13 protein-coding genes are annotated in these 12,029 nt (G+C 44.4%); 12 read left to right on the top strand and 1 reads right to left on the bottom strand.

Annotated elements, in window-relative coordinates; all coding sequences use genetic code 11:
* Nucleotides 1-13: 13 nt before the first annotated feature.
* A complete protein-coding gene (locus tag M3204_RS18510; protein WP_251485747.1) occupies nt 14-619 on the bottom strand; it encodes a trimeric intracellular cation channel family protein in 606 nt (201 codons plus the stop codon).
* A 183-nt stretch (nt 620-802) separates the two neighbouring features.
* Between M3204_RS18510 and hflX the strand changes: the two genes are divergently transcribed.
* The 12 genes from hflX (at nt 803) to M3204_RS18450 (ending at nt 12,015) form a co-directional block, all read left to right on the top strand.
* Entirely contained in the window at nt 803-2,062 is a 1,260-nt protein-coding gene (gene hflX, locus M3204_RS18505; protein ID WP_251485744.1) for a GTPase HflX, read from the top strand.
* 154 nt (nt 2,063-2,216) lie between these two features.
* Nucleotides 2,217-3,488, top strand: coding sequence for an aminotransferase class I/II-fold pyridoxal phosphate-dependent enzyme (locus tag M3204_RS18500; protein WP_251485729.1), 1,272 nt, complete (start codon nt 2,217-2,219; stop codon nt 3,486-3,488).
* A gap of 142 nt (nt 3,489-3,630) precedes the next feature.
* The gene (locus tag M3204_RS18495) at nt 3,631-4,035 is read left to right on the top strand and encodes a MerR family transcriptional regulator (RefSeq protein WP_251485726.1); all 405 of its coding nucleotides are present in this window, start codon (nt 3,631-3,633) and stop codon (nt 4,033-4,035) included.
* A 42-nt stretch (nt 4,036-4,077) separates the two neighbouring features.
* Nucleotides 4,078-5,415 carry a type I glutamate--ammonia ligase gene (glnA, locus tag M3204_RS18490; RefSeq protein ID WP_251485723.1) on the top strand — a complete coding sequence of 446 codons (1,338 nt, stop codon included), beginning with the start codon at nt 4,078-4,080 and terminating at the stop codon, nt 5,413-5,415.
* Between the two features lie 314 nt (nt 5,416-5,729).
* Nucleotides 5,730-6,299: a hypothetical protein gene (locus M3204_RS18485; RefSeq protein ID WP_251485712.1), complete on the top strand. Its 570-nt coding sequence runs from the start codon at nt 5,730-5,732 to the stop codon at nt 6,297-6,299.
* Nucleotides 6,300-6,748: 449 nt separating this feature from the next.
* Nucleotides 6,749-8,074 (top strand): phenylacetate--CoA ligase family protein, encoded by a 1,326-nt coding sequence (locus tag M3204_RS18480; RefSeq protein ID WP_251485710.1) that lies wholly within the window; start codon nt 6,749-6,751, stop codon nt 8,072-8,074.
* A gap of 19 nt (nt 8,075-8,093) precedes the next feature.
* The gene (paaA, locus tag M3204_RS18475; protein ID WP_251485707.1) at nt 8,094-9,053 is read left to right on the top strand and encodes a 1,2-phenylacetyl-CoA epoxidase subunit PaaA; all 960 of its coding nucleotides are present in this window, start codon (nt 8,094-8,096) and stop codon (nt 9,051-9,053) included.
* 52 nt (nt 9,054-9,105) lie between these two features.
* Nucleotides 9,106-9,453 (top strand): 1,2-phenylacetyl-CoA epoxidase subunit PaaB, encoded by a 348-nt coding sequence (paaB, locus tag M3204_RS18470; RefSeq protein WP_251485692.1) that lies wholly within the window; start codon nt 9,106-9,108, stop codon nt 9,451-9,453.
* A complete protein-coding gene (paaC, locus tag M3204_RS18465) occupies nt 9,450-10,268 on the top strand; it encodes a 1,2-phenylacetyl-CoA epoxidase subunit PaaC (RefSeq protein WP_251485680.1) in 819 nt (272 codons plus the stop codon). The genes paaB and paaC overlap by 4 nt, the downstream gene beginning before the upstream one ends.
* 6 nt (nt 10,269-10,274) lie before the next feature.
* Nucleotides 10,275-10,757 (top strand): 1,2-phenylacetyl-CoA epoxidase subunit PaaD, encoded by a 483-nt coding sequence (gene paaD, locus M3204_RS18460; RefSeq protein WP_251485670.1) that lies wholly within the window; start codon nt 10,275-10,277, stop codon nt 10,755-10,757.
* A gap of 177 nt (nt 10,758-10,934) precedes the next feature.
* Nucleotides 10,935-11,243, top strand: a complete 309-nt coding sequence (locus tag M3204_RS18455) for an EthD family reductase (RefSeq protein ID WP_251485660.1) — start codon at nt 10,935-10,937, stop codon at nt 11,241-11,243.
* The gene (locus M3204_RS18450) at nt 11,236-12,015 is read left to right on the top strand and encodes an enoyl-CoA hydratase-related protein (RefSeq protein ID WP_251485658.1); all 780 of its coding nucleotides are present in this window, start codon (nt 11,236-11,238) and stop codon (nt 12,013-12,015) included. The genes M3204_RS18455 and M3204_RS18450 overlap by 8 nt, the downstream gene beginning before the upstream one ends.
* Nucleotides 12,016-12,029: the final 14 nt, after the last annotated feature.

Genomic DNA, 12,029 nt, shown 5'->3' with positions numbered 1-12,029 from the left:
AATGGGAAAGCTCCTAGTTTACTCCAAGCTTTCTGACTGGGAGATGCCATTTGTAAGTGTATGACAAGACACGAAGAGCAGTGATTATTGCAAATAAACTATAAAGCTCAACTGCTTTGTTTGCCATTCCAAGCCCGATGGCAAGACCCGCGAATACGGCCCATACGGCGTAGATTTCCGCTTTCAATACAAGTGGTTTGCGGCCGGCAAGCAGGTCTCGGATGATTCCGCCGCCGCTTCCAGTCAATACAGCTGCGACGATGACCGCGCTCAGCGGGTGACCCATATTCGAAGCGTAAATTGCGCCTTGTATCGCGAAGGCGGCTAAGCCGATCGCGTCAAAGAAATTGCCCCAGCGCTGCCAGTGTTTTAAAAGATTGCTTGGAAACAAAAACACAATTGTGATCGACAGCAATGCCAGATTGAAAAAGAGACCCTGGTCCCATAGTGCCGAAACTGGCACTCCAATCAGCAAATTCCGGATCGCTCCGCCCCCGAACGCTGTCACGATTCCTAATATATAAACTCCGAAGATATCATATTCTTCTTCCATTGCAATGATCGCACCGCTAATTGCGAATGCTACTGTTCCAATCATGCTGAGTACATCCCATGTCATTTTACGTTTTTCTCCTCTTGTTAAGATGGTCCTTGAATACTAAAATAGGAAAATACAAACATATTGATTTTAACACGTTTTTTTCAATTTACAACCTATTTAGTTCTAACCTGTAAAATTTTTGTTTGCCTTTGATATTTGGTATGATGTGTGTAGGTATATATAAGGAAAGAAGGGTATTATTTGGAACAAGAAAATGTGCTTGAAAAAGTAATCCTTGTAGGCTGTCAAACTTCTGAAGAAGATGATCTCCGTTTTCTTTATTCGATGGAAGAACTTGAGTCGCTGACAAAAACTGCACAAGGCAAGGTCCTTGTACAATTAGCTCAGAAAAGGCAGAAAGTTCATCCTGCTACATACATAGGAAAAGGCAAGGTTGAAGAGCTGCAGGCGCTTGAAGAAGAGCTCGAGCCGGATTTAATTATTTTTAACGATGAATTATCCCCGAGCCAGAACCGCAATCTTTCTGCTGGCCTTAAAGCGCGAGTCATAGACCGTACTCAGTTGATCCTTGATATTTTTGCCCAAAGAGCACGCTCAAAAGAAGGGAAGCTCCAGGTCGAGCTAGCGCAGCTTCAATATCTTCTGCCTCGGCTTGGCGGAAAAGGGATTGAGATGTCACGTCTTGGGGCCGGCATCGGGACCAGGGGACCAGGGGAAACGAAGCTGGAATCCGACCGCCGTCATATTCGCAGGCGGATTGACGATATTAAAACCCAATTATCTGTCATCGTCCAGCACCGCGACCGCTACCGGGAACGCAGGAAAAAGAATAAGACGTTCCAAATCGCGCTTGTCGGCTATACAAATGCAGGTAAGTCAACGCTGTTCAACCGTTTGACTGAAGCAGATTCCTATGAAGAAAACCAATTGTTCGCTACACTCGATCCAATGACGCGCAAGGCAATATTGCCAAGCGGTTTTACGGCACTATTGACGGATACGGTTGGATTCATCCAGGACTTGCCGACAACATTGATTGCTGCTTTTCGTTCAACGCTTGAAGAAGTTCGGGAAGCCGACCTATTGCTTCATGTAGTCGATATGTCGAACCAGGATTATTTTTCCCACGAACAGACCGTCAATAAATTGTTGGAGGATCTTGAAGTACACCAGATTCCCCAGATTACCGTTTATAATAAACGGGATATCGCACATCAGGATTTTGTTCCGAATGCAAAGAATGAAACGGCGTTTATAAGTGCCTTCAGCGAGGAAGACAGGAAGAACCTGCTTATAAAAATCGAGCAGACAATCATCGGCATGATGGAACCATTCCATGTCCTTGTCCCTTCGGATGAAGGCAAGCTGCTGGCGCAGCTGAAAAATGATACGATTCTTCGCGAGCTTGCTTTTGATGAGGAGAAACAGGGGTATGTTTGCAAGGGTTTCTCTCTGACAGACCATCAGATTACCGGGCAGCTGAAGCGATTTACAATTTAAATCCTTTACTCTCAAGAGTAAAAAGGTGTTTTCTTTATCTCATTGTTTAAATGCAATCAGAAAAGAGCATAAAGCCTTTCAATTCCGGGATATTGATATATAAAACTTGTCCGAAAGAATTATCAATGATTTTTACATTAGATAGGAGAGCAACATGTTTACACAGTTAAAAAACGGGCCTAAGCTGCAGCTGATTGTCAGCGAGATTGAGCAGCAAATTGCCGGAGTGCATAAGAAAATAGATGGAAAAATTGATTCCAACCAGTTCAGGGTATTGCAAAGCTTTCAGAAAAACAGGGTGAGTGATTCGCACTTCATTCCGACAACCGGATATGGATATGATGATACCGGGCGTGAAACACTTGAAAGAATCTATGCTGAAGTTTTTGGCGGAGAAGCGGGCCTTGTCCGTCCCCAAATTATTTCTGGAACACATGCTATTTCAATCGCCTTGTTCGGAATACTCCGTCCAGGGGATGAACTTCTATACATTACAGGGAAACCGTATGACACTCTAGAAGAAATCGTCGGCATCCGCGGTACGGGCAATGGTTCGTTGAAGGAGTTTGGCATTTCCTACAACACTGTGAACCTTACCGAAACAGGAGAAATTGATTGGCAGGCTGTCCAAAAGGCGATCAAGCCAGAAACAAAGATGATCGGCATTCAGCGCTCCAAGGGATATGCTACCAGGCCTTCATTTACAGTTGCTGAAATCGGTGAAATGGTGAAGTTCGTAAAAGAAATCAAGTCAGATGTCGTCGTTTTTGTTGATAACTGTTACGGCGAATTTGTGGAAGATCTAGAGCCATGCCATGTCGGAGCAGATTTGATGGCCGGGTCATTGATTAAAAATCCTGGCGGCGGCATCGCCAAGACCGGTGGCTACATCGTCGGTAAAACAGAATATGTCGAGTCATGCTCCTATAGGATGACATCACCGGGCATCGGGGCCGAAGCGGGAGCTTCTTTGTATTCATTGCAGGAAATGTATCAGGGCTTTTTCATGGCGCCGCATATTGTCGCCCAGGCGTTAAAGGGTGCTGTTTTTACAGCGGCAATTCTTGACAGGCTTGGTATGAATTCTTCTCCGAAATGGGATTCGCAGCGCACCGACCTGATACAGTCCGTCCAATTTGATGATAGAGATAAAATGGTCGCTTTTTGCCAGGCAATCCAATATGCTTCGCCGATAAATTCCCACGTTACCGCATATCCAGCCTATATGCCTGGATATGAAGATGATGTCATCATGGCGGCTGGTACTTTCATCCAGGGAGCAAGCATTGAATTGACAGCCGATGGCCCAATCCGACCGCCGTATGTAGCATACGTACAGGGTGGATTGACTTATTCGCACGTAAAGATGGCCATTTGCCTTGCCGTCGATTCTTTAATCGAAAAAGGTTTAATTATTGTAGAATAGGAAAATATACAACAGGACAGCTTCTAAATATGTCCTGTTTTTTTTTATGATATTTCATGTCAGATAATCTAACATATGTTTGACAACATACCTCACATTGAATATAATGAGATTATCTTAGGAGGGAAGGAGGAGAAATCAAATGGGCGGAAGTGAAATTCGCCGGAATATGCCGCTCTTCAGCATTGGGATTGTCATGCAGCTGACAGACTTATCCGCAAGACAGATCCGATACTATGAAGAGCATGAATTGATTTCTCCGGCAAGAACCGAGGGCAATAAACGACTCTTTTCCTTAAACGATATCGACAAGCTCCTTGAGATTAAAGATTTGATTGATCAGGGAGTCAACATGGCAGGCATTAAGCAAATTTACAATGTGAAACAACAGACAGCCATAAGTGCTGCTGAGAAGAAGCAAGCAGAGAAAACAAGACGTGAGCTTTCGGACGCAGATTTGCGGAAATTACTTCGTAAGGAACTGCTCCAGGCAGGGCGGTTCAACCGTTCAGCCAATCATGGAGACATGTCAAGGTTCTTTCATTAAGCAACTTAACTAAAAGATTTAAATTCTAGGAGGAAATTAAGAATGGCTAAGTACACAAGAGAAGACATTGTACGATTATCAAAAGAAGAAAACGTAAAATTCATTCGTTTGCAGTTCACTGACATTCTTGGAACAATCAAAAACGTAGAAATTCCAATAAGCCAGCTTGAAAAAGCGCTTGATAATAAAATGATGTTCGACGGTTCTTCAATCGAAGGATTCGTTCGAATTGAAGAATCAGACATGTACCTGATCCCGGATTTAGACACATGGGTAGTATTCCCTTGGACAGCTGAAAAGGGTAAAGTTGCACGCTTGATCTGTGATATCAATAATTCAGACGGTACTCCATTTGCTGGAGACCCGCGCGGTAACTTAAAGCGTATTTTAGAAGAAATGAAAGAGCTTGGCTTCACAAACTTTAATCTTGGGCCAGAACCGGAATTCTTCCTGTTTAAGCTTGATGTAAATGGAGAGCCAACGCTTGAGCTTAACGACAATGGCGGCTACTTTGACCTTGCGCCGACAGACCTTGGTGAAAACTGCCGCCGCGACATCGTGCTAGAGCTTGAAGAAATGGGCTTTGAAATCGAAGCATCCCACCACGAGGTTGCTCCTGGACAGCACGAAATCGACTTTAAATATGCAGATGCTTTAACAGCTTGTGACCAGATCCAGACGTTCAAGCTTGTTGTCAAAACAATTGCTCGTAAACACGGTCTGCATGCTACATTCATGCCAAAACCACTGTTCGGTGTGAACGGTTCCGGAATGCACTGCAATATGTCATTATTCCGCAACGGAGAAAATTCATTCTATGATCCATCTGACAAAAAGCTTGAGCTAAGTGAAACAGCATACCAGTTCATCGCTGGAACACTTAAACATGCTTCAGGATTCACGGCAGTAACTAACCCGACTGTAAACTCATATAAGCGTCTTGTACCTGGTTACGAAGCACCTTGTTATGTAGCTTGGTCTGCAAAGAACCGTTCACCACTGATCCGTATCCCTGCATCACGCGGATTGAGCACTCGTGTTGAGGTTCGAAGCGTTGACCCGGCTGCAAACCCATACCTTGCAATGGCAGTATTGTTGAAGGCAGGATTGGACGGAATTAAAAACAAATTGACTCCTCCAGCATCTGTTGACCGCAACATTTACGTCATGAACAAGGAAGAGCGCGTAGAAGAAGGTATCGATGATCTGCCACCAACATTAGCAGCAGCTCTTGACCAGCTGAAGAAGAACGAAGTTATCTGTTCAGCGCTTGGTGACCATATCCTTGAGCACTTCGTCGAAGCAAAAGAAATTGAATGGGATATGTTCCGGACGCAGGTTCACCCATGGGAACGCGAACAGTATATGTCAATGTATTAATAGAAGGAAACCCCTTGGCGCTAAACGTCAAGGGGTTCTTTTTTTAGTTTAGGCAATTTTTGAAGAAAAGGTGTGATCAAAACAAAACTAACATGAATGAAGCAAGGGAGCCACATTCGTCCGCTAGATCCCAAAGTCAGGTAGGATTTTAAAATTAAAAACTATAGTCACAAGGGGAGAGCTCGCTCGTGAAAAATAACGCAGCCATTCTGTTATTTTTAAAAATGGTTATTTGACAGCGGCTATATGCACACTCCAAATTAGAAGACAAGCATAATTTGTAGTATCAAACAAGGAAAGGAGGAATGAAGTTCATGGGATCTAAAAAACAAGATAAAAAATGGAAAAAATATCAAAAGTTGCAAAAAGAATTTAAAGAATGGGAAGACAAGGAGAAAAAGTCTGTAAAATCTGATGAAGAGCATGATGAAAAAGATCAAGAAGTGGTTTCTGTAAAATATGATAAAGACGGCCTTTCCATTCATATCAACATCAGCAACAATAACAATCTCGCTAACCAAGGCGGTAATGCTGGTGGAAACCAAGCCGAAGAAGGCGGTATTGCCGGTGATGAGAACATTAGGCAAGAAGCAGAAAATGGCGGACAGGTTGCTGCACAAGGCGGTCAGAACGCTGATGAAGGCGGACAGAACGCTGATGAAGGCGGACAAAACGCTGATGAAGGCGGACAAGTTGCTGACAAAGGCGGACAAGTTGCTGACGAAGGCGGACAAGTCGCTGATGAAGGCGGACAGAACGCTGATGAACAAGGACAAAACGCTGATGAAGGCGGACAGAACGCTGACGATGACTCACAAGTTGCTGACGAAGGCGGACAGGCTGCTGGGCAGAACCTGCAAATTCGCGAACCTGAAGAAGAGTAAGAACAAATTCGGTAACGCAGGTAGCATATATTTACAAGTAGTTTATCCGTAATAGAATCTTTTATTGGGGCGACCTCAATCATGGTTTTTTCATGGTAGAGGTCGCTTTTCAATTCATAAATTAATTTGTAGTCGTGGTTTATTACTTTTAGCGCTCAACAATATCGATTTCAACAGAATAATATTATAGCATTATTAACCAGATCAATGTTGCAACTGATCATTTTATTCCAAAAACCCTGCGTCATATTCCATCCTTAAATACTACGAAGTTCAGCTTATCACTAATTTTCCTATCCGTTGGCTTTAAATATTAAAATTTTCAGAAAAATAATTGACTTTTTCCTATATACACGGTATCTTTGTTTTAAAATGTATAACACATTTATAGTGTTACGGTAATATAACGTTATATAAATAAAATTTTATGTAATGCAGGGGGCAGAAACTTGATTTTACATGAAATCGAAACGAAGAGCCGTGAATTTATTGAGGAAGTTCAGCTCCAAAGGTTAAAGGCTGTTGTCGAAAGAGTTGTTCAGCGCGTGCCCTTTTACCGAGAGAAATTTGAAAAAGCTAATTTTTCGCCGGAAATGTTTAATAGTTTAGCAGAATTGGAAGCGCTTCCGTTTACGGAGAAGCAGGATTTGCGCGATCATTATCCGTTTGGATTATTCGCAGTCCCCCAAAGCGAACTGGTCAGGGTTCACGCTTCTTCGGGAACAAGCGGCAAGCCGACAGTTGTCGGATACACGCAAAATGATATTGATATGTGGGGCGAAATTGTTGCCAGGTCAATCGCTCTCGCGGGTGGCGAACCGGGCAAGTTCCTCCATAATGCATACGGATACGGACTTTTTACAGGAGGCCTTGGGCTGCATTACGGAAGCGAAAAGCTTGGAATGGTGACAGTGCCGGTTTCCGGCGGGAACACCCAAAGGCAAATCATGTTGATTGAAGACTTCGAACCAGAAGTTATTTGCGGGACGCCTTCCTACATTTTAAATATCGCTGAAACAATGGAGGAGATGGGCAAGGACCCACGGAAAACTTCATTGAAATATGGGATTTTTGGAGCAGAACCGTGGTCCGAAGAAATGAGAAGAACTCTAGAAGAGAAATTGGATATTAAAGCGTGTGATATTTACGGGCTGAGCGAGGTAATCGGTCCTGGAGTCGCCAATGAATGCCATGAAGCGCAGGCTGGACTTCATATTGCCGAGGATCATTTTTACGTCGAGGTGATTGATCCAGAAACATTGAAGCCTGTTCCTGATGGGGAAGAAGGAGAGCTTGTTTTCACAAGCCTTACGAAGGAAGCATTCCCGGTCATCCGCTACCGCACAGGAGATATCGCTTCATTAACGAAGGAAAAATGCAGCTGCGGACGGACAACAGTTAGAATGTCCAGGGTCAAGGGGCGAATTGATGACATGCTGATCATCAACGGTGTCAATGTGTTCCCATCGCAAATTGAACATTGCCTGCTGACTGTCCCGGAACTGGCTCCTCATTACCAGATTCAAATTTTACGAAAAAGAACATTAAAGGTTCTTGAACTCCACGTTGAGATGAATGACGAATATTTCACCAGTATTGGTGAGGACCCGATTTCTGATTCAGTGTATCAGCTGGAGCAAACAATCCAGTCATTGCTTAAGAGCCAGTGCTTGATTTCGATGGAGGTTCGAGTGCATCGTCCAAAGACGATTCCGCGTTCGGAAGGAAAGGCAGTAAGGATTATTGATAAAACAAAAGAACCAATCGGAACGTAATTTTAAGGAGGTCAACAGCATGGTAAATCCAATTTCCTTTGACCAGCTTACAGAGGAAGAAAAATATCAGCATTTTATCGAGCGGATTGAAGCTGGCGAGAAGATTGAAGCAGACGACTGGATGCCGGCTGATTACAGAATGACGCTGATCAAGCTGATCTCGATGCATGGCATCAGTGAAATAATGGGTGCTCTTCCTGAAAAGGAGTGGGTACCAAAAGCCCCTTCTTTAAGGAGAAAGCTTGGAATTATGGCGAAGGTCCAGGATGAAATGGGCCATGGCCAGCTGCTGCTAAGGGTTGTCGAGGATTTGATGAAGCCGCTAGGAAAATCCAGGGAGAATATCATTCAGGATCTATTATCCGGTGATTTAAAATTCCACAACGTTTTCCATATGGAAGCAAAAACTTGGGGAGACGCTGGATTGATTGGCTGGCTTGTCGATGGTGCGGCAATCATAACGCAGACAAACATGCTTGATGCTTCATATGGCCCTTACGCTAGGGCATTGAAGCGAATCTGTGCAGAGGAAGTTTTCCATGCTCAGCATGGCGAGGCCATCATCATGGCGCTTGCTGAAGGTACGGATGAGCAGAAAGCGATGATCCAGGATTCGATCAATCGCTGGTGGGAAGCGCTTTTGATGTTCTTCGGGCCTGGGGATGCATCAACGACAGGTACTTCCAAACAGGATACTACGATCAAATATAAAATTCGGACAAAAACGAACGAAGAGCTCCGTCAGGACTTTTTTACAAAGTATATTCCAAGAGTCCTGTCACTGGGTCTGAAGCTGCCTGATGAAACGATGCATTTCGACCAGGAATCAGGTATGTGGCAATACCAGCAGCCTGATTGGAGCAAATTCAAGCAAATTATCAAGAATAATGGACCTAAATCGAAGGATCGCTTAAGGCTGAGGGAAATTTCCTATAGCAACAACAAGTGGGTTATCGACGCATTGAGCGCTAAAGCATAAAGGGTTATGGGGCGTATTTGCCTCGAGACTTCTATGGAAAGGAGAGAAAAAAATGTCTGGAAAGGGTTTTTATCAGGAGTTTGAAGTGTTCAGTAAACGGACGGACACATCGCCTTTGCAGTACCAGTTCTCGCTGCTGGCGCCGAACCATGAACTTGCACTTGTGATGGCCCAGGAAAATTTCATGAGGCGCGAGCCGGTTGCGGATATATGGGTCGTAAAGCGAGACGATGTCAGGAAGATGACGCTCGAGGAGCGCCAGACTTTGCAGAGGCTGGATAACAAGGATTATCGCAATACAAAGGGATATGGTTATTTAAAGAAGAAGTGGCGGCATTATGAGCAGGAAATGCTCGATGAAAAAGAAATTCTGTCGTGGGGAGGGAAGCAGGAGAAATGAGATATGCACTTGAAGACGCGATGAAAAATGAAGCATACCGGGATGCTGCTGTTGAACTCCTGTTCCAGCTCGCTGACGATGATTTCATCCTTGCATACCGCGGTTCAGAGTGGCTTGGCCTGGCGCCTCATATAGAAGAAGACGTTGCATTTTCTTCAATCAGCCAGGATACGATGGGCCATGCTGCGATGTTTTACCAGCTCCTCCATGAATTGGGGGCGGGGGATCCCGATGAACTTGCACATGCACGACCTGCCAGTGATAGAAAAAATGCGATTTTGCTAGAAAAAGTGAATGGTCCTGGCACGTATTTAACTGAACCTCACTATGATTGGGCATTCGCTGTTGTAAGGAACTATTTTTACGCCCAGGCGAAGAAGGTCAAGATCGAGTCTTTAAAGAACTCGTCATACCAGCCTTTGGCCGAGGCAGCAGTTAAGGTGAATATGGAGCTGTACTATCACCTGCTCCACTGGAAAACTTGGTTCTCGCAGCTTGTCAGCGCAGGCGGAGAAGCGACGACGAGAATGGAAACAGCCATGGAAACAGCTTTTGGAGATCTTGATGGTCTGTTTTCATTGGGGCAAAAAGGGGCAGAAATGGTAAAGCATAATCTAATAGAATCAGAGGATGATTTGCGTAAAAGATGGGTTCAGGCGATGTCTCCTGTTGTTGCATCGCTGGACATCAACATGCCAGAAAAATTCGGCATGAAGAGCGGCAATGGCCGAGACGGTGTACATTCATCAGATTTACAGTCTGCGCTGGATACTCTAGGTGAAGTGTATAATTTTGATCCGGCAGCAAGCTGGTGATTCTTGATGCTTAGGGATAAAATCATCGAAGCACTCCAGACGGTCAAGGATCCGGAAATCGACAGTGTTTCCATTATCGAGCTTGGGATGGTCGAGGAAGTAGAAAATACGCCAAATGGCGTATTTATAAAACTATTGCCGACTTTCATGGGATGCCCGGCACTTGAAATTATCAAAAAAAATGTGGTCAATGCAGTAACGGCTATTGATGAAGTCCAAAACGTGGAGGTGCAATTCATTTATCATCCGCCATGGACTTCTGATAGAGTTTCCGACATTGGCAGAGAGCGGTTAAAGGAATTCGGGATTGCCCCTCCACCAAGGCATATTGCAGAAACAGGAGAATGGCAGGCAGACTGCCCTTACTGCGGTTCCACATATACGACGATGGAAAACCTTTTTGGACCGACAGCTTGCCGAAGCATTTTATACTGCAAGTCCTGTAAAAATCCTTTCGAGGCGATGAAACCAGTATCTACTTTGATGTGAATAGTACAGGTCGATAAATCCATCGTATTTATCGCATCAAATGATTAATAGCTTCACGAATCAACGCATATATTCACTCTGGTAAAAATTCTTTTCACTTCGGTGAAAACCATTCAACTCCGGTGAAAAAAACTTTTACCCAAATAAAAATATTCAATGACAAGGGAGAGATTTTCAATGGTTAAATTAATCGCGCTATACAAACATCCACAGGATAAAGAGGCATTTGATAAGCATTATTTCGAAGTGCATGCTCCACTTACAGCAAAAATTCCTGGTTTGCGCAAGATGGAAGTGACTCGCGTTGTCGGCAGCCCAATGGGTGGGGAAGGCAAGTATTACCTAATGTGCGAAATGTATTATGACGACCATGAATCGTTAAAAGCGGGAATGAAATCAGCTGAAGGCAAGGCTTCTGGAAAGGATGTTATGAGCTTCGCGGGTGATCTGGTCACATTGATGATCGGTGAAGAGCTTGATGAGTAGAAACTATGAATTAATCGAAACGTCGGTCACAGGGGAAATCGGGATGGTCGAGCTTAACCGCCCGAAGGTTCTGAATGCACTTAACAGGCAAATGGTATCGGAAGTGCTTTCTGCCATGGAGGCTTATGACCAGGATCCAGCTGTGAAAGTCATTGTTTTAACGGGCAAGGGCAGAGCGTTCGCGGCAGGGGCTGATATTGATGAAATGATGGATGCTGACGCAATCAGCATGGAAACGTTGAATCAATTCACCGATTGGGACCGCCTGGCATGGATCAAGAAACCGGTCATTGGTGCGGTGCATGGGTTTGCGCTAGGCGGAGCATTCGAGCTTGCACTTTGCTGTGACATGCTGTTCGCTGCAGAAACTGCCGAGTTTGGATTTCCAGAGGTAAGTCTTGGCGTCATGCCAGGGGCAGGGGGAACGCAGAGGCTGACAAAGCTTGTGGGCAAAACGAAGGCGATGGAATGGATTTTGAGCGGCAAGCGTATTTCCGCAAAAGAAGCCTTGCATTATGGAATCATCAACTCGACTTTCGCCGAGGAAATCTTGATGGAAGAAACACTGAAGTTTGCAAGCACGATTGCGAAACAGGCTCCAGTCGCAGTCAGGCTTATAAAAGAATCGATCCTGAAAGCGGTCGATTATCCATTATATGAAGGCATGCAATATGAACGCAAAAATTTCTATATGCTTTTTGCGACGGAAGACCAGAAGGAAGGCATGAGGGCTTTCAAGGAAAAACGGAAGCCGGAGTTTAAAGGGAAATAAGGGGGTACATAGCT

The sequence above is a fragment of the Mesobacillus subterraneus genome (genome assembly GCF_023715485.1).
In the GTDB taxonomy this organism is placed as follows: Bacteria; Bacillota; Bacilli; order Bacillales; family Cytobacillaceae; genus Mesobacillus; species Mesobacillus subterraneus_B.
This window is presented reverse-complemented; position numbering and strand designations above follow the sequence as displayed.

Bases quoted from the DNA above. Each gene is read 5' to 3' on its own strand.
- paaA (WP_251485707.1), top strand. From the start codon at position 8,094: ATGGTAAATCCAATTTCCTTTGACCAGCTTACAGAGGAAGAAAAATAT.
- M3204_RS18500 (WP_251485729.1), top strand. From the start codon at position 2,217: ATGTTTACACAGTTAAAAAACGGGCCTAAGCTGCAGCTGATTGTCAGC.
- paaC (WP_251485680.1), top strand. From the start codon at position 9,450: ATGAGATATGCACTTGAAGACGCGATGAAAAATGAAGCATACCGGGAT.
- paaD (WP_251485670.1), top strand. From the start codon at position 10,275: ATGCTTAGGGATAAAATCATCGAAGCACTCCAGACGGTCAAGGATCCG.
- M3204_RS18485 (WP_251485712.1), top strand. From the start codon at position 5,730: ATGGGATCTAAAAAACAAGATAAAAAATGGAAAAAATATCAAAAGTTG.
- M3204_RS18495 (WP_251485726.1), top strand. From the start codon at position 3,631: ATGGGCGGAAGTGAAATTCGCCGGAATATGCCGCTCTTCAGCATTGGG.
- M3204_RS18455 (WP_251485660.1), top strand. From the start codon at position 10,935: ATGGTTAAATTAATCGCGCTATACAAACATCCACAGGATAAAGAGGCA.
- glnA (WP_251485723.1), top strand. From the start codon at position 4,078: ATGGCTAAGTACACAAGAGAAGACATTGTACGATTATCAAAAGAAGAA.
- M3204_RS18450 (WP_251485658.1), top strand. From the start codon at position 11,236: ATGAGTAGAAACTATGAATTAATCGAAACGTCGGTCACAGGGGAAATC.
- paaB (WP_251485692.1), top strand. From the start codon at position 9,106: ATGTCTGGAAAGGGTTTTTATCAGGAGTTTGAAGTGTTCAGTAAACGG.
- M3204_RS18510 (WP_251485747.1), bottom strand. From the start codon at position 619: ATGACATGGGATGTACTCAGCATGATTGGAACAGTAGCATTCGCAATT.